At 39.2% G+C, this 21,678-nt stretch carries 24 protein-coding genes; 4 read left to right on the top strand and 20 right to left on the bottom strand.

Features of this window, described 5'->3' with window-relative positions; genetic code table 11:
• Positions 1–8: 8 nt before the first annotated feature.
• The 8 genes from opp4B to OS138_RS03605 form a co-directional block, all read right to left on the bottom strand.
• Complete coding sequence (gene opp4B, locus OS138_RS03570) at positions 9–971, bottom strand: oligopeptide ABC transporter permease (RefSeq protein ID WP_002287892.1); 963 nt, start codon at positions 969–971, stop codon at positions 9–11.
• Positions 971–1,915, bottom strand: a complete 945-nt coding sequence (locus tag OS138_RS03575) for an ABC transporter ATP-binding protein (RefSeq protein ID WP_002287891.1) — start codon at positions 1,913–1,915, stop codon at positions 971–973. The genes opp4B and OS138_RS03575 overlap by 1 nt, the downstream gene beginning before the upstream one ends.
• Positions 1,916–2,920, bottom strand: coding sequence for an ABC transporter ATP-binding protein (locus OS138_RS03580; protein ID WP_002287889.1), 1,005 nt, complete (start codon positions 2,918–2,920; stop codon positions 1,916–1,918).
• Between the two features lie 267 nt (positions 2,921–3,187).
• The gene (acpP, locus tag OS138_RS03585; RefSeq protein WP_002294295.1) at positions 3,188–3,430 is read right to left on the bottom strand and encodes an acyl carrier protein; all 243 of its coding nucleotides are present in this window, start codon (positions 3,428–3,430) and stop codon (positions 3,188–3,190) included.
• Between the two features lie 121 nt (positions 3,431–3,551).
• Complete coding sequence (gene plsX, locus OS138_RS03590) at positions 3,552–4,553, bottom strand: phosphate acyltransferase PlsX (RefSeq protein WP_002289721.1); 1,002 nt, start codon at positions 4,551–4,553, stop codon at positions 3,552–3,554.
• A gap of 48 nt (positions 4,554–4,601) precedes the next feature.
• Positions 4,602–6,638 carry an ATP-dependent DNA helicase RecG gene (recG, locus tag OS138_RS03595; RefSeq protein WP_002319434.1) on the bottom strand — a complete coding sequence of 679 codons (2,037 nt, stop codon included), beginning with the start codon at positions 6,636–6,638 and terminating at the stop codon, positions 4,602–4,604.
• Between the two features lie 116 nt (positions 6,639–6,754).
• Positions 6,755–8,437 (bottom strand): DAK2 domain-containing protein, encoded by a 1,683-nt coding sequence (locus tag OS138_RS03600; RefSeq protein ID WP_002301169.1) that lies wholly within the window; start codon positions 8,435–8,437, stop codon positions 6,755–6,757.
• Between the two features lie 51 nt (positions 8,438–8,488).
• A complete protein-coding gene (locus tag OS138_RS03605; protein ID WP_002294298.1) occupies positions 8,489–8,851 on the bottom strand; it encodes an Asp23/Gls24 family envelope stress response protein in 363 nt (120 codons plus the stop codon).
• A gap of 269 nt (positions 8,852–9,120) precedes the next feature.
• Here OS138_RS03605 and rpmB point away from each other — a divergent pair, with 269 nt between their 5' ends.
• Together rpmB and OS138_RS03615 are read left to right on the top strand one after the other, a co-directional pair.
• Positions 9,121–9,309: a 50S ribosomal protein L28 gene (gene rpmB, locus OS138_RS03610; RefSeq protein WP_002290463.1), complete on the top strand. Its 189-nt coding sequence runs from the start codon at positions 9,121–9,123 to the stop codon at positions 9,307–9,309.
• 237 nt (positions 9,310–9,546) lie between these two features.
• Positions 9,547–12,216 carry a YfhO family protein gene (locus OS138_RS03615; RefSeq protein WP_325069732.1) on the top strand — a complete coding sequence of 890 codons (2,670 nt, stop codon included), beginning with the start codon at positions 9,547–9,549 and terminating at the stop codon, positions 12,214–12,216.
• A gap of 90 nt (positions 12,217–12,306) precedes the next feature.
• Here the strand turns inward: OS138_RS03615 and OS138_RS03620 are convergent, their stop codons facing one another.
• Positions 12,307–12,855, bottom strand: coding sequence for an AAA family ATPase (locus OS138_RS03620; protein WP_442784206.1), 549 nt, complete (start codon positions 12,853–12,855; stop codon positions 12,307–12,309).
• 184 nt (positions 12,856–13,039) lie between these two features.
• Here OS138_RS03620 and OS138_RS03625 point away from each other — a divergent pair, with 184 nt between their 5' ends.
• Together OS138_RS03625 and OS138_RS03630 are read left to right on the top strand one after the other, a co-directional pair.
• Positions 13,040–13,579, top strand: a complete 540-nt coding sequence (locus tag OS138_RS03625; protein ID WP_002301170.1) for a hypothetical protein — start codon at positions 13,040–13,042, stop codon at positions 13,577–13,579.
• On the top strand, positions 13,576–13,914 hold the full coding sequence (locus OS138_RS03630) for an arsenic metallochaperone ArsD family protein (protein ID WP_002317041.1): 339 nt from the start codon (positions 13,576–13,578) through the stop codon (positions 13,912–13,914). The genes OS138_RS03625 and OS138_RS03630 overlap by 4 nt, the downstream gene beginning before the upstream one ends.
• Before the next feature lie 605 nt (positions 13,915–14,519).
• Here the strand turns inward: OS138_RS03630 and truA are convergent.
• From truA to OS138_RS03685, 11 genes are all read right to left on the bottom strand, one after another.
• Entirely contained in the window at positions 14,520–15,266 is a 747-nt protein-coding gene (gene truA / locus OS138_RS03635; RefSeq protein ID WP_002298563.1) for a tRNA pseudouridine(38-40) synthase TruA, read from the bottom strand.
• A 201-nt stretch (positions 15,267–15,467) separates the two neighbouring features.
• On the bottom strand, positions 15,468–16,265 hold the full coding sequence (locus OS138_RS03640) for an energy-coupling factor transporter transmembrane component T family protein (RefSeq protein WP_325069734.1): 798 nt from the start codon (positions 16,263–16,265) through the stop codon (positions 15,468–15,470).
• Entirely contained in the window at positions 16,255–17,124 is an 870-nt protein-coding gene (locus tag OS138_RS03645; protein WP_002288722.1) for an energy-coupling factor ABC transporter ATP-binding protein, read from the bottom strand. Before OS138_RS03645 ends, OS138_RS03640 begins: the two co-directional genes overlap by 11 nt.
• Positions 17,100–17,939 (bottom strand): energy-coupling factor ABC transporter ATP-binding protein, encoded by an 840-nt coding sequence (locus OS138_RS03650; RefSeq protein ID WP_002288720.1) that lies wholly within the window; start codon positions 17,937–17,939, stop codon positions 17,100–17,102. The genes OS138_RS03645 and OS138_RS03650 overlap by 25 nt, the downstream gene beginning before the upstream one ends.
• A 271-nt stretch (positions 17,940–18,210) precedes the next feature.
• Positions 18,211–18,591, bottom strand: a complete 381-nt coding sequence (rplQ, locus tag OS138_RS03655) for a 50S ribosomal protein L17 (RefSeq protein WP_005880733.1) — start codon at positions 18,589–18,591, stop codon at positions 18,211–18,213.
• A gap of 27 nt (positions 18,592–18,618) precedes the next feature.
• Positions 18,619–19,557, bottom strand: coding sequence for a DNA-directed RNA polymerase subunit alpha (locus OS138_RS03660; protein ID WP_002288715.1), 939 nt, complete (start codon positions 19,555–19,557; stop codon positions 18,619–18,621).
• Between the two features lie 79 nt (positions 19,558–19,636).
• Complete coding sequence (gene rpsK, locus OS138_RS03665) at positions 19,637–20,026, bottom strand: 30S ribosomal protein S11 (RefSeq protein WP_002288714.1); 390 nt, start codon at positions 20,024–20,026, stop codon at positions 19,637–19,639.
• A gap of 27 nt (positions 20,027–20,053) precedes the next feature.
• The gene (gene rpsM, locus OS138_RS03670) at positions 20,054–20,419 is read right to left on the bottom strand and encodes a 30S ribosomal protein S13 (protein ID WP_002288713.1); all 366 of its coding nucleotides are present in this window, start codon (positions 20,417–20,419) and stop codon (positions 20,054–20,056) included.
• A 17-nt stretch (positions 20,420–20,436) separates the two neighbouring features.
• Positions 20,437–20,553: a 50S ribosomal protein L36 gene (gene rpmJ, locus OS138_RS03675; RefSeq protein WP_002288710.1), complete on the bottom strand. Its 117-nt coding sequence runs from the start codon at positions 20,551–20,553 to the stop codon at positions 20,437–20,439.
• A 32-nt stretch (positions 20,554–20,585) separates the two neighbouring features.
• Entirely contained in the window at positions 20,586–20,804 is a 219-nt protein-coding gene (gene infA, locus OS138_RS03680) for a translation initiation factor IF-1 (RefSeq protein ID WP_002288695.1), read from the bottom strand.
• Positions 20,805–20,994: 190 nt separating this feature from the next.
• A complete protein-coding gene (locus OS138_RS03685) occupies positions 20,995–21,642 on the bottom strand; it encodes an adenylate kinase (RefSeq protein WP_002288690.1) in 648 nt (215 codons plus the stop codon).
• Positions 21,643–21,678: the final 36 nt, after the last annotated feature.

Raw genomic sequence — 21,678 nt, forward strand, 5'->3', positions numbered from 1 at the left:
GATTGGTTTTATTGAATCCGAATACGCGGGTCAACGATACTCATAATGATATCTGAAAGTAATGTCCCCACTAGCGTCGCGATTCCTAAAATCAATACTAAGGATGTGATCACGGTATAGTCCCGTTGTCCGATGGAATCAATAAATAGTTTCCCGACTCCCGGATAACCAAAAATCTTTTCGATAACTACAGAACCAGCAATCAACGAAGTGATTTCATACCCCATTTGAGAAGCCATCGGCAACGCTGCATTTCGGAAAATATGTCGACTGAATACTTTATTCGTCGGTACCCCTTTGGAACGGGCTGTTCTGACAAAATCGAGCGATTTCGAATCGATTACTTCACTTCGCAGATATTGGATTGTGACGGCAGTCGCCAAAAATGCTTGGGTAATTGATGGTAACAGAATATATTTCAAACGGTCTATCCATTGAGTGATAAATCCACCTTGCAAACCTAGTGTTTGTGATCCACTTGTTGGGAACCAGCCTAAACGATAACCAAAAACAAATAGCATGATCAAGCCGAAGATAAATAAAGGAACAGCAAAACTAAAGAAGTTGTAGATTACGACAATCTTATCCAAGATTGAATTTTGATACCGGCCAGCAAGCATCCCCAGAGGCACAGCAATCAAATAAGTAAGGACAACTGTCAAGATCGATAGATATAAAGTGTTGATGATCCGTTCGCCGATCAAGTCAGCAACAGAGCGTTTGTATAAGAAACTTTGACCAAAATCACCTTGCAAAGCATTTCCGATCCAACGGAAGTACTGGACATACCATGGGTCATTCAAGCCAGCTGCTTGTCGCATCTGTTCGATCACTGCCGGATCCTGATTTGGATTGATCAAACCGGTAAATGGATCCCCCGGCATCGCTTGGGCTAATAAGAAGATCAGAACACTTAAAATAATAACTTGCGGGATCATCAATAAAACACGTCGCAGAATCGTTTTCCACATTAGCTTGCACCTCCATCTTTCAACGCCACTTTGTGTGTAGTTGTGATCGTACGCAAATCGTAGACTCGACCAGTCGCATCATAGTATTCTTTTTGATTTTGGATATACTCTTGTTCTACTCTTCGTCGATTTTCTTTGTGGCTTTCCCGATTTTCTACATCGATTTGCGGAATAGCTGAAAGCAGACGTTTCGTATAGATATGTCGCGGGTCATTATAAATGTCTTCTCTTGTACCGATTTCTACAAATCGACCTTTGTACATAATTGCGATGTTGTCGCACATGTGTTTTACTACACCTAAATCATGTGAAATGAATAAATAGCTGAGGCCGTATTCTTGCTGGATTCGTTTCATGAAATTCAATACTTGTGCTTGAACAGATAGATCCAGAGCAGATACAGGTTCATCGGCTACGATTAGTTTTGGATTGGTAGCAACAGCACGGGCTACTCCTAGACGTTGACGTTGTCCGCCTGAAAATTCATGAGGATATTTATATAGCGCATCTTCCGGCATCCCAACGATATCTAGCAGTCCTTTTACCTTTTTCTTTTCTTCTTGATCGCTTAATCGTTCAAAATTTCGGATAGGTTCAGCAATGATATCCAACACTCGCTTTTTAGGATTCAAACTGGACATTGAATCTTGGAAGATCATCTGCACATCCTTGTTATAACCCATTTTTTTGCGGTTGCTTCGCTTCGTTACATCTTTTCCTTCATACATGATTTGTCCGGCTGTCACCTTTTCTAATCCCACAACGGCTTTTCCCGTAGTAGATTTTCCAGAGCCAGACTCTCCCACTAAACCATATGTCTTTCCTTTTTCGATAATAAAATCCACACCATCTACAGCATATACATGATCCGTTACTCGATTGAAGAATCCACTGCGAATAGGGTAATGAACTTTCAGGTCTTTGATTGTGATTAATTCTGTCATCTACACCTCTCCTTTTTCGTCTCTAAAGTGGAAATGCTTATAGCAGGAGCAACGTACCAAGTGGTTCGGTGCGACTTCATGAAGGATAGGCTCTTCTTCATGATCGCTTGCTGGTATCCATGGAATACGTGGTGCAAACCGACAACCTTTACGAGGCATGTTTTTCAGAGAAGGAACGACACCTTCGATCACATGGAGTTCTGCATCATGATTTCCTTCTTGTGGTATAGAGTTCAGTAAAGAGCGTGTATAAGGATGCTTAGGATGATCAAACAGTTCTTTTACACCTGCTACTTCAACGAACTGTCCGCCATACATCACTGCCACTCGATCAGCCATTTCTGCTACGACTCCTAAGTCATGAGTGATCAAGATGATCCCTGTTTTTGTTTCTTCCTGAAGGTCTTTCAGTAAATCAAGAATCTGTGCTTGGATGGTTACATCTAGGGCTGTCGTCGGTTCATCTGCAATGACGATTGGAGGTTTGCAGGCGATTGCGATTGCGATGATGACACGTTGTCTCATACCGCCTGATAGTTCATGGGGATATTGGCGTCCAACTCTCGCAGGATTAGGAATCCCTACTTGTTCTAGCAATTCTAGTGCACGAGCTTGACGCTGTTCTGCATTCATCTTTGTGTGATAGGAAAGTCCTTCTTTGATCTGGTCTTCGATTCTCATGAGAGGATTTAATGCAGACAACGGATCTTGGAAAATCATTCCGATATCATTTCCGCGGATTTTATTATAGAGCGTTTCGTTCAGGTCGATTAAATTCAGATCGTTATATAAAATCTCACCTGTAATTTTTGTGTTATTAGGATCAAGTAATCCCATAATCGTAGTAGCCAAGGTACTTTTCCCGCACCCAGATTCCCCAACGATTGCTAAAATCTCGTTTTTGTCTAAAGTAAATGAAACGTCATCTACTGCATCGTAATAGTCATCTTTGAGTCGGAATCCTGTATGTAGGTTCTGAACTTCTAATAATTGGTTATCGGACAATCGAATACCCCTCTCTGCTTCCTAAATGGAAGTTTTTCTTAATAAAAAAGGACATTACACAGAATAAATCGTTTTATAACAAAGGTTATTCTTATCTTTGTGTAATGAATTATTAATAATTATATAGAAAACCGCTTTACTTTGCAACATAATTTCTGTTTATCGCCAGAATTATCAGAAAAATGACTTTTACGTGTCAAAAAGATTAAAAAAAGAAGGATAAAAAGCTGTATGCAGCTTTTTATCCTTCTTTGCTTTTATTTGAAATTATTTAAGATGGCTGCTGATATAATCTACTGCGCCACCGACTGTTTCAATTTGTTCAGCATCTTCATCTGAAATTTCCGTACCGAATTCATCTTCAAGCTCTAAAACGAATTCCATAATACTAATTGAATCAGCTTTTAAATCATCTTTGATGTTCAATTCATCCGTCACTTTATCGGTATCTATCTCAAAATGATTTGAAATAATTTTCGCTACTTTGTTAAATACTTCTTCGCGAGTCAACTTTTTCACCTCCAAGAATCATACACTTGTCAATTACCTACACCATGGCTAATTTTACTGGCATTTTTCAGGAATGTCCACCTTTTTTTCAATGGAACGGATCGCTTCAGATATCCAAATGCTATTCTTCGCTTTTTTCAAATTGTTCGACTAATTGTCCAACTACATCTGTCTCAAGCATTGTGTGGATTTGGCGGATCGTATAGCGAACAGCATCGGGGCCTGTTGCTCCATGAGTTTTAATGACTGGTGCTTTCAAGCCAAACAAAACGGCACCGCCATGTTTGGAATAATCCATTTCTGCTTTCAAAGAACGTAAGCCGTCTTTTAAAAGCATAGCGCCCATTTTTCCTTTGATCCCTTCATTTAGAATAGCAGATTTTAATAGATTCATCATATTCATTGCTGTTCCTTCAATAGATTTCAAAACAGCGTTGCCTGTAAATCCATCTGTGACCACTACATCAGCCACACCATTGAGTAGCTCACGAGCTTCTACGTTTCCAATAAAATTCAAGCTTGTTTCATTCTGAAGGAGTTCATAGGCTTTTTTCGTCACTTCACTACCTTTTGTTGCTTCTGTTCCGTTGTTTAAGAGTGCGACACGAGGACGTCCGATACCTCGGACTTTACGTGCATAAAAAGAACCTAAAATACCGTATTGCAACAAATGTTCTGGTTTGTTTTCTGCGTTAGCGCCAAGATCCAGCATATCGAAACCGGCACCTTCTTTCCCTACTACTGGCAAGGTAGACATCAAGCCAGGGCGTTCGATATTTTTGATACGTCCTACGATGAACAACCCTGCTGCTAGTAGCGCGCCTGTATTCCCTGCTGAAAATACAGCATCTGCTTCACCGTTTTTCACTGCTTGTGCAGCAAGGACCATTGATGCAGTCTTTTTTCGTCGAATTGCTTTTACTGGCTCATCATCACTATTGATTTTTTCGTCTGTATGGATAATCGTGATGTTTTTTTCATTTGTTAAGTATTTCTTGATTTCTGCTTCTTTTCCGTAAAGTAAGAATTCTACTTCTGGAAAATCTTGCTGCGCTAAAGCCACGCCTTCTACAATTGCTTGAGGTGCGTGATCTCCGCCCATTGCATCTACGGCAATTTTCATTGTTTCCACTCCTTTTTCCGTCATCAGTATAAAGTATAGCACAGTCTGCTAATCGAAATAACGATTATCCTGATTTTCTATTTGGAGGCTTTGCGCTAAAGGCTGATACTCAGGAAGCATCTGCCAATCCTTTATTTGCCAAAGGGCTGCAGCCTCTTCTCTGGCTACCTCCAAAACATTTCCATCCGTCACCAAGTCAGCAATCGCAAATTGAGGCAGACCAGATTGACGGAAGCCAAATACTTCACCAGGACCACGTAATTCCAGATCTTTTTCGCTTAGTACAAAACCATTGGTGGTCTCTGTCATGATTTTCATCCGTTCCACACCTAGTTCATTTTTAGGATTAGCAACTAAGATACAGTAGGAAGCATCACTTCCGCGTCCAACACGTCCACGAAGTTGATGCAGCTGTGCCAATCCAAATCGATCCGCATCCATGATCAGCATGACGGTCGCGTTCGGCACGTTTACCCCTACTTCAATTACAGTAGTCGAAACTAATATCTGCATCTGGTTGTCTTTGAAGGCTTCCATGATTACTTCTTTTTCCTGATTCTTCATTTTACCATGTAACAAGCCAACTTCATATTTTGGTGCAAATAGTTCACGAAGTTTTTCATAGATTTCCACTGCATTTTTTACATCTAATGCTTCTGATTCTTCAATCAGCGGACAGATGACATACATTTGATGTCCTCTTGCCAGTTCTTTTTTCGTCCAATCCAGTACACTGTCCAATTGAGGTGTTCTTACCCAGCGTGTTTCGATCGGGATACGTCCAGCTGGAAGTTCATCAATGATAGATACATCCATCTCACCATATGCTGTAATAGCTAATGTTCTAGGAATCGGAGTCGCTGTCATAAATAAGACATCTGGTCGCCAGCCTTTTTCACGAAGTACTTTCCGCTGGTTCACGCCAAAACGGTGCTGCTCATCCGTAATAACTAGACCTAAATTCTGAAATTCGACTCCATCTTGGATCAATGCATGTGTGCCGATCACGACGTTAATTTCCCCTTGCTCTAGTTTTTCAAGGAGCTCACGTCGTTCTTTTGCTTTCGTTGACCCCGTAAGCAATGCGATGGTTACTTCATTGGGATCAAACAGCTGTTGCAAGCTTTCCATATGTTGTTGTGCCAAGATTTCTGTAGGCACCATCAACGCACCTTGGAAACCTGCTGTAACGGTAGCGTATAACGCAATCGCGGCAACCACTGTTTTTCCGCTACCTACATCTCCCTGCAAAAGTCGCTGCATATGCTGCGGACTGCGAAGATCCCGACAGATTTCATTCGTTACACGTTTTTGTGCATTTGTCAGTTCAAAAGGTAGCTTTTGAGTAAATTCTTTCAATTTTTGGACATCATAAAGGATCTCCAAACCATTCGTTTCTGCTTTTTCTGCTTTTTTCAATCCTTGAAGACGCATTTGAAATAAAAAGAACTCTTCAAAAACGACACGTCGTTTGGCTTGATGGTTTTCTTCGTGGTCTTTTGGAAAATGCATACTTCTTACAGCAGAAGCTCGGTCAAGCAGTCGATATTTCTCCACAAGGTTGTTTGGCAGATTTTCTTCAATCAATGTGCCGTATTCTTGAAACCCTTTTTTGATTAGATCAACTAATGTCGTTTGACGAATTGATTTGTTGACGTGATATATCGGCGAAAAGTCATCCATTGTTTGAGAACCTAAAATCTTCATCCCGTTCAATGCTTTACGCTTTGCATCCCATTTACCGTATACGGCGATTTCCTCCGATAAAATGACTTTTTCTTTTAGATAAGGTTGATTAAAAAAAGAAACGTTGAACACATCATGTTCTTGCATCATACGAAATTGCAATCGGCTTTTTTTATAACCAAATCGATTCATCACAGGAGGCGAGACTACGATTCCTTTCAAAGTAACCTTTTCTTGATCTTGGATCTCGTTTAGATTTCTTTCCTGAATATCTTCGTAGCGAAAAGGATAATAAGTCAGTAAGTCTTCAATCGTTTGGATGCCCAAGCTGGCAAGACTAGCTGCTCTTTTTTCTCCGACTCCTGCCAGCATAGTGATTGGATCATCTAAAGAACGCATAAATTTTTCCTCCCTCCTTTAACAAAAAAAGGACTTGGTCAGCGATCATACCTGATCACTAACCGAAGGCCTTTTATGAATGAATACTGTGTTAGAAAGATATTCTGACACAGAAATTATTCAGCAGAAAATAGATAAGGATAGACAGGCTGATCTCCTTGGTGGATCTCGATTTCCAAATCAGGATGTTTTTCTGTTAGTTTCTCAGCAAATTCATTTGCTTGTTCAACTGTTCCTTCATCACCTGCCAGGATCGTTACGATCTCTGTGTCCTCATTGATCATTTGTTCTAGTGTACTTAATGCTGTTGCTGTGATATCTGGGTTAGAGATCAGGATTTTTCCATCGATCATGCCCAAAAAGTCTCCTTCTTTGATCTCTACACCGTCAATTGAGGTATCTCTGATCGCGTGAGTGACTTGACCGCTCACAACGCTAGACAACATTTCTGTCATCGTTTCTTTGTTTTCTTCTAAAGAAGCTTGATCATTGAATGAAAGCATAGCTGTCAATCCTTGGGAAATCGTTCTTGAAGGAACAACTGCTACTGGGATATCTGCTACTTCTGCTGCTTGATCAGCTGCCATAAAGATGTTCTTATTGTTTGGCAAGACAATCACTTTATCTGCGTTTACTTCTTGAATCGCTTTAACAATGTCTTCCGTACTTGGATTCATTGTTTGCCCACCACTGATAACATAATTAGCGCCTAAACTTTCAAACAGCTCTTGGACGCCTTTACCAGCAGCGATCGCTACGATACCATACGGGATACGTGGTGTTTCTTTTTTCGCAAACTCGTTCACTTCTTCATCGTGTTCCAAAATCGTCTCATGCTGCAAGCGCATGTTGTCGACTTTGATTTTGACTAATGAACCGAATTTTTGTCCATAATTCAAGACTTCTCCTGGGTTTTCTGTATGCACGTGGACTTTGATGATCTCGTCATCATTGACCACAAGTAAAGAATCTCCTATACCATCTAAATAGTTACGGAATTCTTCGTAATCGAATGTACTATCAACTGTAGGTCCTTCTCCGATTTTTACCATGATTTCTGTACAGTAACCAAAATGGATATCTTCTGTCGCCATTTGACCTTGGACACTGCGATGATGTTCTGCATTGACCATATCATCCATTTCTGCTGGAGAAGGTTCATATGTTTCATCCGCTTGGAATTCTCCATTCAATGCACTTAAAAAGCCCTCATAAACAAACAGCAGTCCTTGCCCTCCACTGTCTACGACACCGACTTCTTTTAGGACTGGAAGCAAGTCTGGAGTTTTAGCTAAAGCACGTTTTGCTCCTTTTACAACAGCTGTCATTACTTCAACGACATCATCAGTACTTTTTGCTTTCTTTTCTCCAGCTTTCGCTGCTTCTCTAGCTACTGTCAAAATCGTTCCTTCTACTGGTTTCATTACTGCTTTATACGCAGTTTCAACTCCATGAGTGAAGGCTGCAGCAAGATCAGAAGCATTTAATGAGACAACATCTGGAATTTGCTTAGAAAATCCACGAAACAATTGAGACAAAATAACGCCGGAATTTCCGCGCGCACCCATCAGCAATCCTTTTGAAAGCATTGCTGCTAATTCTCCTACTTTTTCTGAGGTTGAATCTACTACTGCCTTAGCTCCACTAGTCATAGATAGATTCATATTTGTTCCCGTATCGCCATCTGGCACAGGGAATACATTTAATGAATTGACGTATTCTGCATTTACTTGCAGACGATTCGCACCTGCCTGGACCATTTCCTGGAACTGGCTTGCACTTATTTCTGTTACACTCACCTAGATAATCCTCCTTCAGATCGACTGCTGAGTTACCAGCCAGTCTCCTGCCTAGTCTGGCAGTACACGAACACCTTGTACAAAGACATTAACTGAATTGGCAGTTACGCCTAATAATGCCTCTAGATTGTATTTCACTTTTTCTTGGACATTGCGGGAAACTTCAGAGATTTTCGTACCATAGCTGATAATCGTATAAACATCTACAGCAATACCATTATCTTCTTGGCGGACAACTACTCCTCTTGAGTAATTTTCTTTACGCAAAATCTCAGTAATATTATCTTTAATTTGATTTTTGCTGGCCATTCCTACAACACCGAACACATCTGTCGCGGCGCCACCAACAACTGTTGCAATTACATCATTGGTAATTTCAATGGTTCCAGCTGACGTTTGAATTTTTACAGCCATGAATGAGCCTCCTTAACGGGTAAAAAACTCCCATTTTTCTTCTATCATATTTTATCATAGCGCAACTTGAAATAAAAGGCAGTTACCCAAAGTACTCAAAAACCTTGCAAAATTTCAGGTATAACCTTGTTTAATTTACAATTATTCTTCTCAATTGTCAATTGTATCTATGAAAATGTACTTGCAAATTTCCATTCTATATGATATGTTAGTCTGGTATGAGCTGAATTATTCTATTGCTCCAAATCAAGGCAAAGGAGGAAATTACCATGGCAAAAGTTTGTTACTTTACAGGTCGCAAGACAAAAAGTGGAAACAACCGTTCACACGCTATGAACTCAACAAAACGTACTGTTAAACCTAACTTACAAAAAGTTCGCGTTATGGTCGACGGAAAACCTAAAAAAGTTTGGGTGTCAACTCGTGCTTTGAAATCAGGAAAAGTTGAACGCGTTTAATTGAATGATACTTGGACCGTTCAGATAGTGAACGGTTTTTTATTTAATAAAAATTTTTGAGGGTGGGACTTTTGATTCCTACCCTTTTTTTGCGTTTATTTTTGTTATACGAACAAATTATGAAGTTATTTATTCTAAATTTTATTTTTTTGTGAAAACTAGACTCTTTTTAAGCAGAGAAAAACAAGGATATGATAAACTGAATACAACTTCATAGAAATTTGGTGGAAAATAAATATGAAAAAAAACTTAAAGTCATTCTTTAGAGAAAACGGACGCTACGCAGCAGCTAGTTTCCTGATTCCGTTTTTGATTTTAGCACTTGTTTATCTAAGTATCGGGATCTATCCTGGAAGCAGCAGAAGTATTTTGGCAAGTGATGCCTTTTCACAGTTTTCTAATTTTCATGCCAGCTTCCGAAATGTTCTTCTTGGAAAGCAAAGTATTTTTTATACATGGAATGCTTCTCTAGGATTGAATTATTTATCTTTAATTTCTTACTATCTAGGCGGGATCTTCACGCCACTGGTGTTCTTTTTTCCAAACCAGATGATGCCAGATGCACTGTATGTTCTGACTTTGCTTAAGGTCGGCTGTGCCGGATTGGCTTTTTGGTTTCTTGCACGTACGTTCAAGATTCCTCGCTGGGGGCATGTTGCACTTAGCGTCAGTTACGCATTGATCTCATTTATCACTGCACATTCGGAGATCATCATGTGGCTGGATGCATTTGTTTATCTTCCATTAGTGATTTTGGGGATTCATCGTGTTATGGATCTTAAACGGCCGAAACTTTTATTTGTCAGTTATTTACTCTTGTTTTTATCCAGTTTTTATATGGGTTTTATGATTGGCGTCTTTTCTTTCTTATATTTTATCGCCCGTCTATTGACAAACTGGTCAGAATATAAAAAAACGATTGTTCCTTATGGTATCACTTCTTTACTGGCAGGCGGCGCTTCAATGATCATTGTATTGCCAGCAGTGCTGGATCTTCGGTCAAATGGCGAGGCACTGAGTCAGATCACTACGTTGAAAACAGAAGCGACTTCTTATCTGGATCTGATCATGAAAAATATGATTGGTGTTTATGACACGACAAAATACGGATCGATTCCGTTCGTTTACGCAGGTCTGCTACCATTAGTCCTCTGTCTGTTTTATTTTGCCAGTCGGAAAGTACCGTTGAAAAATAAATTTTTGTACGGCAGTCTTTTCGCCATACTTATCGCAAGTTTTTATCTTGTTCCATTAAATTTGTTCTGGCATGGTATGCATGCACCGAATATGTTTTTATTCCGTTATGCCTATCTGTTCTCTTTCTTAGTGCTCCTGCTTGCAGGAAAAGGATGGGAAAAGATAGAACAAGACGATCGTGGGCTGTTGTTAGGAATCATTTTGGTCGTAGCTGCTCTCTTTGCGGTGGCATGGGGCATCAAACCTGAAGGAAGCTACACCTATGTGACGATGACTTCCTTTGTATTGACAGTGGTTTTCTTAGGGATTTATGCTTTTGCTGTGGGATTTTATCAGCATAAAAAACTTTCATTCAATCATCTGAGTATATTGTTATTATTGATCATGTCTGCTGAAGCACTGGTCAATACGAACAGTATGATCCATGGCATTCTTGATGATTGGAATTATGCTTCCCGCAGTTTATATACTGATCCTTATCCTGACTTGAAAGCTCTTGTAAATGAAACAAAAAAAGATTCCGACTCGTTTTACCGCTTGGAAAATCTGGATCCAGTATCTGCAAACGATTCGATCAACTACGGTTACAGTGGTATCAGTTTGTTTTCTTCTATAAGAAATCGTAATTCTTCCTCTTACCTGGATAAATTAGGTTTCCGTTCAAGAGGGACAAATTTGAATATCCGTTATAACAATAATACTTTGCTGATGGATGGGTTTACAGGAATCAAATATAACATTTCTAAAAACGAAAGCACGTTCAGTAAATATGGCTTCCGCCAAGCTGGTCAAAGCGGCAACTATACACTGTATCAGAATGTCAATGCATTGCCACTAGCATTTACTGCACCGTTGTCCGTTAATGATGTTGAGCAGCCAGTGACAGATAATTTGACCAGTCAGACAAACTTGATCAATACATTGTCTGGTCTAAATGAACAGTATTTTACATTCTATACACCTACTTTGAAGAATCAGTTGAATACGACGATCACAAAGACAACGACTGGCGTCACTTACTCAGAAACAGCAGATAACCAGCCAAAAGAGCTCACTTGGGAAGTCCATGTGCCTGCAAATACACAAGCTTACTTAAGTTTGTTCCCAACCAATTTTGCACAATTAGAAAGTTCTAGTGCGACGATCACTGTCAATGGTACATCGCGAAAAACGCAAATCAACATTTCTGGTCAATACTATGATCTTGGCTATTATCCTCAAGAGACAACAGTGACATTTACTGCAAGTTTTTATGGAACGAAAGAAGTAAGTTTCATGGAGCCTAAAGTCGTTGGTCTAGATGTTGTAGCCTATCAAGCCGCAATGAATCAGATCAAAGAAAAAGGTGTCGAAATGGAAGCCACTGGCAGAAAAGCTTCTGGGACTGTAAATACCGCTGAAGATTCCATGTTGGTGACAACTATTCCTTATGACAAAGGATGGAAAGCTAAAATTGATGGGAAACCAGTCAAGGTCAGCAATTTCAAAGACGCATTCTTGATGATAAAAGTTCCAGCAGGTAAACACACTGTCACTTTCAGTTACTTGCCTGAAGGATTTATGATAGGTGCAATCCTTTTTGTCCTATGTATTGCACTGTTTGTTCTTTATGTCTGGTATCTTAATCGCAATCGCCCCTTTCATGGTACGATTGATCCAGCAATAGAAGAACAACCACGAAACACACACAGAAGAAGACGTAGAAAATAAAGAAACGATGGAACCTGTGTCACTCTTCTATTTAAATGGCAAAAATTTCAATCTTTAAATGACAAAAACCACCTGATTTTTGGTGGTTTTTTATATACCTATGACTAAACTATCTCTTGCTGCTTCGACAACTTCTACAGTGATCTTATCCATTTGATTGATTCTTAAAATCCGATCAATCTGCGCAAATAAACGATGAATAAGCCTAAAATTTCCTTTTGTGATCTTAATGATAGTTGTGATAGCCTCATAATCAGAAAAATCTTCTAGCTTGATATCAATTCCTAAATCTGCCCATTTGTATTCCAAAATATGATGTGTTTCGTCCTTACTAAGGTTATCAAATTCATGTGCAAATCCTATGCGAGAGTAAAGCTGCGGATAACGAGACAATCTTTTTTCAATACCAGGCATACCGATAAGAACCATTGCCAGATCATTTTTATCGTAAATATCTCTTAGCTGTTCTAAATGCTGAAGCTTTAAACGATCAATTTCATCGACAATAATTAGATTAATTGCTTCATAGGTTTTAGGCACAGAAGGATCTCCTTGATTGTATTTTAGTACCCTATGCATTGCTTTAGTCAGATCTATTCTACTAGTTATTGTGTTAATATCAGAACTGACACGAGACATCTTTTCAGCTGGTGTAGTATAAAAGACTTTATTTACACTTAATATTTCATCTGTTGCATTTATCAAAAACAAGAAAAAGTCTGAATATTCAAAAAAATAACGGTGTACATTTTTAAAAGGAGATGTATAATCGAGATTGAGAAAGCGTTTTTCTCAAAATTTAATGAATTAGGAAGTGATTACTATGAAAAAATTATTTAGCGCACTTTTTATTCTGTTATTTGGTTTTATTGGTATTGGGACTTCTGGAAATATAGTTAAAGCTAGCACGATGGTTGAACAAACAAGTGAAATGGCAAAAACTTTTAGTCAATTAACACCAGAAGAACAAAGTTACTTCAAATCCAAAGGATTTAGTGATAAAGATACTTTTTACACTCAAAAGATAGAGCCTCAAGATCCGAAAACACGTTTTTCTGCAAATGTATTGCGGTTAACCGCATCTACTAAAAAAATTACTAATACGCAGGGGCGGACAGAATATATTATAACAAGTCCCAATTCGGCGATGTATCGTATTTCTACACGCTTGAGTTTAGGTAGTGCAAAATCATATACTCAAACAGTAAATTTAGCTAATTCTTATGGTTATGGTGGAGGAATGTATTTTACATTTACTGGGAAAAGACAATATTACAGTGTAAAATTAGCTATGCAAGTTTATAATACATTTGGTGTAGGGTCAGTCTCTTGCACTGCGGGAGGATTGACAATAGGAAAATGATAATTTCTTACTATGTCTTAAATAGAAGTGATGATGAAGGACTCTTCGTTTTTCAATCATTACATGAGGATACGATGCTAAAAGAGTTTTATAATCGGATTAAGAATAAACAGATAGAAACAAATTTATATTTTTTAAGTGACTCTATCTTGCCTTTTATTAGCAACCCTAAAATTCTTAACTTGTTGCAGACAAAAGATTTGAAAAGTTTACCGATTATTGTCATTGATGAGGAAATTGTAAAATATGGCGCTTATCTAAGCGTAGAAGAATTAGAAAAATTAACTAACATTGGAATGAGTATTCAGGAGGATAATGGGGTACATGGAACATAGAATGAATATGCACAGTTGAGAACGGAATTTGACATTTATTTAGTCCAACAGGGTATACCCTGTTGGTCTTTTTGTGCGTTCATGATATACTTGGATGTCATTTTTATATTTAAATGACAAATAATTAGAAAAATTTGTGCCATTTAAATATAAAAATGACAAACCTGTTCCGACTGTCCTCATTAAGGGCAATCAAAACAACGTTCCATCGTTTTTTGGTTACAAAAAAAGTAGCATGGCAAAAAGAAGGTTCACTTATCCATGCTTCGTTCACAAGTCGCGATATTCATCAAAGATGAGAAGCTGTTTTTTGAAATTGCTCCTTGTGACTCAGAGTTAAATGACAGGCTCACGACCTCTTTCTTAAACGGTGTTCAAAAGCTTGCATCTGCGGTAATACGCCCAATCAAACGAAAAATATGAGAAGCTATTTTTGTTTGGCTGTTCTTATTACTTGATGCAGGACAGCTTTTTCACAACCTCTGATTCACGGTGTTCCAGAAGTAGCTCCTTCGAAAATAAGCCGAAATTTTGCAAAATTTTGAGAAGTAATTTTCGTAAATTCCTTCTTATTTCTTGAAGCTGACCACTTCTATCATAACCTCTTATTCATATTTCACTTCATACAAATAAAGTCCTTCAGGGTGTGCTGTAGGTCCTGCTGCATTACGATCTTTTTTCGCAATAATATCTGGGATACTATCTTCAGGCAATCGGCCATTGCCAATTTTCAAAAGCGTTCCTACTAAGATCCGTATCATCTTATACAAGAAGCCATTTCCCCTAAATGTAAACAACAATTCGTCTTTTGTTTCATTTACCTCCATCTTAGCCTCGTAGATCGTACGTACTTTATCCTCTATCGAGCTTCCTGATGCACAAAAAGAGGTGAAATCGTGAGTCCCTAATAAATCAGGAAGTGCCCGCTGAATTTTTTCCAAATCAAGAGGGTAAGGAAAATAACTTGCATAATGGCGTCGAAAAGGACTGCGTGGTTTCCCTATATCCACTCGAAATTGATACGTCTTTTCTTTGACCAAATATCTTGCGTGGAAGTCTTCTGAAACAATTTCTACTTGTCTTACAGCAATATCCTCTGGTGACTGGGTATCTAGCGCGAAACGCATTCGTTCTAACGGACGCTCCTCTGGATAATCAAAATGGATTACTTGCCCGATCGCATGTACTCCGGCATCTGTCCTTCCCGAACCAAAGACCGTGATTTCTTTTCCATTTGCCATTTTTTGTAATGTTTTTTCTACTTCTTCTTGAACAGTACGCCCATTTGGCTGTTTTTGGAATCCATTAAAATTTGTTCCGTCGTACGCAATGATTGCTTTGTAACGTACCATGTTTTTCTCTCCTTTGTTCCTAAAAGGTTATCTGGAATAATGATTTTTTTATAAAATTTTTTCGTTCTTTCTTTTCAGATAAAAGAAAGAGGCCTGTGACCTTAGTCTGCCACAGACCCTAATATTTCTTGTCATACACTGCTCGCATCCTTTCTTGCAAACAGATCAGCAAGAAAAGAATAGATAGCGGCCACTGAACGTTTATCCTCTTAAAAAGATCAGTAGCACAGTTAATAATACAAAAGCAATGATAACCATCGTGTCTCTATTATGCCAATGCAATACACGATATTTCGTTCTTCCTTCCCCACCTTTGTAGCCTCTTGCTTCCATAGCAGTCGCAAGATCTTCCGCACGGTTGAAGCTGCTGACAAATAAAGGAATCAGCAAAGGAATGACTGCTTTCATTTTCTGAACTAGGTTTCCTTCACCAAAATCAACACCGCGAGCGCGCTGAGCGTTCATGATCTTTTCTGTTTCGTCCATCAATGTAGGCACAAAACGAAGAGCAATCGACAGCATCAATGAAATTTCGTGGACTGGGAACCGAACGGCTTTCAATGGACGAAGCAAGTACTCAATCGCATCCGATAATTCCAAAGGCGGTGTAGTAAGCGTGAGTAGAGTCGACATAAAAATGATCAACACGAATCGACAGAAAATAAAGAGGCCGTTCATCACACCAAATTCAGTGATATGGAAAACACCCCAACTCCAATAAGTTTCTCCGCCACTTGTAAACAAGACCTGCAAAGCTACAGTGAAGAGGATTAGCCAGATCAATGGGCGAATGCCTCGGATAAAAAATTTCAAATCTACTTTTGACAAGAAGACAGAAATTAATGTGAAAAATGCCAACAAAAGGTACGTTTCCCAATTATTTGCTAAAAAAATGATTCCGATAAAATAAAAACTGGCTAATAATTTAGCTCGGGGATCCAATCGATGGATCAAGGAATCTCCAGGCATATAACGACCAAATATCAATTTATTCATCATGGGCATTTCCTCCAGCATAATGGACGATAGCGTCTGCTAATTCTTCAGCTGTCAAAGGCAAGGTAGCAAAGTTCATCCCTTTAGCCATTAATTCTTCTGCAAACTCGGTGGCAGTAGGTACGCCTAGTTGTTTTTCTTTTAGCCATTCAATGTTTTGAAAGACCTCTTGCGGCTCCCCGCTATTAACGATTCGTCCCTTTTCCAGCACATAGACATAATCTGCAAAATTGGCTACATCATCCATTAAATGCGTAACTAATACAATAGTGATCTGCTGTTCCTTATGAAGACGCCAAAACATCTCCATCATTTCTTTTCTACCCTGGGGATCAAGTCCTGCCGTTGGTTCATCCAATACAAGTACTTCCGGCCTCATGGCAAGCACACCAGCGATTGCTACTCTACGCATTTGCCCTCCTGAAAGTTCAAATGGCGAACGTTCCAAATAGCTTTCATCCAGCCCAACTTGTTCTAATGTTTCTTTTGCTAGGACTAGTGCTTCTTCTTCGCTGACACCAAAGTTTTTAGGACCGAAAGCAATGTCTTTTGCTACCGTTTCTTCGAATAGCTGTGCTTCTGGAAACTGAAAGACGATGCCAACTTTTTTTCGGATGGGCTTTAAATTCTTATTATCCGTATCCGGCTGAATATCTCGTTCTCCAATATGGACTGTACCGCTTGTTGGCTTAACAAGCGCATTCAAATGCTGAAGCAAGGTTGATTTCCCGCTTCCGGTATGCCCTACTAATGCAGTATAACTGTTTTCTTTGATCGTCATATTGATGTCAAATAAGGCTCTTTGTTCAAATGGTGTATTCGGCTGATAAGTGAAGTCTACTTGTTCAAAACGGATGTCCATAACCAATCCACCATCCTTTCTTCTGTCATATATTCACTGGGCACATCAACCCCACGTTCTTTCAGTGCGCTCTTCAGTTTTTCAGGAAATGGTAGATCTAGACCTAAGTCGATCAGTTCAGGACCAGCAGAAAAAATTTCTTTTGGTGTACCTTCGCGGACAAGTTCTCCTTGTCTCATCACTAGTATCCGATTGGCATTAGCTGCTTCATCAATATCATGAGTGATAGATATAACGGTCAATTGACTTTCTTCTTTGATCTTCTTGATCGTAGAGATCACTTCTTCGCGACCTTCTGGATCTAGCATACTGGTTGCTTCATCTAAAATAATGATATCAGGTCGTAAGGCAACCACGCCGGCAATGGCAACACGTTGTTTTTGCCCTCCTGATAAACGAGCAGGCTCGCGTGAAGCAAACTCAGCCATTCTAACTTTCTCAAGTGCATCTTTCACACGCACTAGCATTTCTTCTCTGGGAATCCCTTGATTTTCAAGACCAAAAGCAACGTCATCTTCTACTGTCGAACCAACGAACTGATTGTCTGGATTTTGAAAAACCATTCCAACCATCTGTCGGATCGTCCAAATATTTTCTTCATCCAATATTTGATTTCCCACTTTCACGATCCCTGATTCTGGCAGAAGCAATCCATTAATCGTTTTGGCAAGTGTCGATTTTCCTGAACCATTGTGTCCAATAATAGCGATCCACTCACCTTTATCAATTGTAAAGGAGACATCTTTCAATGCGGGGCGAAGATCATCTGGCTGGTATTTATAATTTATCTTTTCTAATTCAATAATTGGCTCCATGATTACTCCTTCTTCATCCTAAAGTTCCTACTAACACTATCAAAAAAAGACAAAATTTTCAATTATTTCTCGCTTAAAATGTTTTTTTATGCCTTCAAACATATCTGTCATGACAGGTAATTGAAGGTATAAAAAAACACTTTATGATGAGTGCTTACTCCCCAAGCGATATTCGCTTGAGGAGCAGCGCTGAGCTAGACTCGGAAAAATATCTTCCAACATCATAACACTCTAAAAGAATCATCTATAAAGTGATGTTATTAGTGTGATTTTAGACAAGTTCTAAGACAACCATTGGTGCACCATCACCGCGTCTTGGTTCTGTCTTCAAAATGCGTGTGTATCCGCCTTGACGTTCTGCGTAACGAGGTGCAATATCGTTGAACAGTTTTTGTAAAGCTGATTCAATGACGATGTCCTCATTTTCTTCACGCACGCTGGCAACTTCATTACGTACGAAAGCCGCAGCTTGACGACGTGCATGCAAATCTCCGCGTTTACCTAAAGTGATCATTTTTTCTGTAGTTGAGCGAACTTCTTTCGCACGAGCTTCAGTAGTCACAATACGTTCGTTGATTAATAAATCAGTTGTTAAATCACGCAACATCGCTTTACGTTGGCTAGATGTGCGTCCTAGTTTACGATAACTCACGTTGGTTTCCCTCCTTCGTAAAAGGTTTTAATCTTCTTTACGTAAACCTAAACCTAAGTCGTGCAATTTTGCTTTAACTTCTTCTAATGATTTACGTCCTAAGTTACGGACTTTAATCATTTCAGGCTCAGATTTATTTGTAAGTTCTTGTACAGTATTGATTCCTGCACGTTTCAAACAATTGTAAGAGCGAACAGACAAGTCTAACTCTTCGATCGTCATTTCCAACATTTTTTCTTTTTGTGTTTCTTCTTTTTCGACCATGATTTCAGCATTTTTTGCTTCATCAGTTAAGTTCACAAAAATATCCAAATGTTCAGTCATGATTTTCGCAGACAAACTCATTGCTTCCAACGGTTCAATTGAACCATCTGTCCAAATCTCCATCGTCAATTTATCAAAATCTTCACGGTGTCCAACACGTGTGTTCTCAACTTGATAGTTCACACGACGAACAGGTGTGTAGATTGAATCGACTGGAAGAACGCCAATTGGCATATCTTCTTTTTTATTTTCATCTGCTTGAACATAACCACGTCCAGGTTTCACTGTTAAGCGAGCATGGAACGTAGCTCCTTCAGAGACACTACAGATGTACATATCTTTGTTAAGAATTTCTACATCACTATCAACGATAATATCGCCAGCAGTTACTGTAGCAGGTCCGGTAATATCGATTTCAAGGGTTTTTTCTTCTTGGCCATACATTTTCAGCGCTAAGCCTTTAATGTTCAAGATGATTTGAGTGACGTCTTCTCTAACACCTTTGATGGTAGAGAATTCATGCAGTACACCATCGATTTGAATATTAGTGATGGCAGCACCTGGCAAAGAAGATAATAAAATACGACGTAGGGAATTCCCTAAAGTAGTCCCATACCCTCTTTCAAGAGGTTCAACGATGAACTTGCCATAATCTTTTTCTTCATCAATTTTTGCGATTCTTGGTTTTTCGAACTCAATCATTCTTATCTTTACCCCTTTCAAAACGAAAAGTGTCTTGTTCAATGACGTTACTGATAAAACTCAAAATGAGCGGCACTCATTAAACACGACGGCGTTTTGGAGGGCGGGCACCATTATGAGGAACTGGAGTCACGTCACGAATTGCAGTCACTTCTAAACCTGTAGCTTGTAATGAACGAATTGCTGCTTCACGTCCAGAACCAGGTCCTTTAACTGTTACTTCAACAGTCTTTAATCCGTGTTCCATTGCTGCTTTTGTAGCAGTTTCTGCTGCCATTTGAGCGGCAAAAGGAGTTGATTTTTTGCTTCCTTTGAAACCTAATGAACCAGCTGATGACCACGCTAATGCATTTCCGTGAGTATCAGTGATCATGATGATAGTGTTATTGAATGTAGAATGGATATGTGCAATACCTGCTTCTATATTCTTCTTCACACGGCGTTTACGATTCACTTTTTTTGCTGCCATGAAGTTTTAACCTCCTTCACTTAAGAATTATTTTTTCTTGCCAGCGATAGCGCGAGCTGGGCCTTTACGAGTACGTGCATTGTTTTTCGTGTTTTGTCCACGAACAGGCAATCCACGGCGATGACGGATTCCACGGTAAGAACCGATTTCCATCAAACGTTTGATGTTCAAGTTCACTTCACGACGAAGATCCCCTTCAACTTTTAATTTATCTACTTCTGCACGGATAGCATCTGTTTGTTCATTCGTTAATTCACGAACGCGAACATCTTCAGATACACCAGCATCAGCTAAGATCTTTTTAGCAGTAGTGTTACCAATACCATAGATATAAGTAAGTGAAACTACTACACGTTTATCACGAGGAATATCTACTCCTGCAATACGAGCCATATTTATAGCACCTCCAATTATCCTTGACGTTGTTTATGTTTTGGATTTGCTGGGCAAATCACCATAACGCGTCCTTTACGACGAATTACTTTACAATGTTCGCACATTGGTTTTACTGATGGTCTTACTTTCATGATAATACCTCCTGTAGTTTTACGGAGTACAATTATTTAAAGCGATAAGTAATACGGCCACGGTTAAGATCGTATGGAGACAATTCAACCGTTACTTTGTCACCAGGTAAGATACGGATGTAATGCATACGAATTTTACCTGAAACAGTAGCAAGAACTTGGTGTCCGTTTTCTAGTTCAACTTTAAACATTGCATTCGGCAAAGTTTCGACGACTGTACCTTCGACTTCAATCATATCTTCTTTTGCCACGCACAGTACCTCCTTGTACTTGTTTCGCATTTTCACACGATAAAATGGCGGAAACTGCAGTTCCCACCTCAAAATTCTCAAAATGGATCATCTAGAGGATTCTCTAGAAGTCGGACTGACATATTCTATCATAATTTATTGAACTTGACAAGAGTAACTGCATAATGCAAGTCGGCTACGGGCAATCGTGCTATTTTTCAATGATTTTTTGTACATCTGCAAATACAGCATCGATTTCACGAGCACCATCAATAGTGTTTAGCAAACCTTGTTCTTTATAATAAGCCAAGATTGGTTCACTATTTTTGATGTTGATAGCCAGACGATTTTTAACCGTCTCAGGTTTATCATCTTCTCTTTGATAGAATTCATGCCCACCGCAACGATCACATGTGTCTTCAACTTTTGTAGGGTTGAAAATTTTATGGTAAGTTGCTCCACAATTGCTGCAGATAAATCGGCCGGCTAGACGTTCGACCAAGATTTCTTCACCAACATGGATATCGATGACAGCATCAATTTTTTTATTCAAATCTTTTAGCATTGCGTCCAGAGCTTTTGCTTGATCTAGCGTACGTGGAAAGCCATCTAATAAGAAGCCTTTCTCTGTATCTGGTTCAGCTAGTCGCTCTTTCACGATTCCATTTGTTACTTCATCAGGAACTAATGCACCTTTATCCATATAAGACTTTGCTTCCAGGCCAAGAGCTGTTTCGTTTTGCATCGCTGCGCGGAACATATCTCCTGTTGAGATGTGCGGAATACCATAAGCATCAATGATTTTTTCAGCTTGTGTTCCTTTACCTGCGCCTGGCAGCCCCATTAAAATGAGGTTCATTGTTTTCCCTCCTAATAAATGTGTGAGAACGTGTGT

It is taken from the genome of Enterococcus sp. E5-37 (genome assembly GCF_035726925.1).
In the GTDB taxonomy this organism is placed as follows: Bacteria; Bacillota; Bacilli; order Lactobacillales; family Enterococcaceae; genus Enterococcus_B; species Enterococcus_B faecium.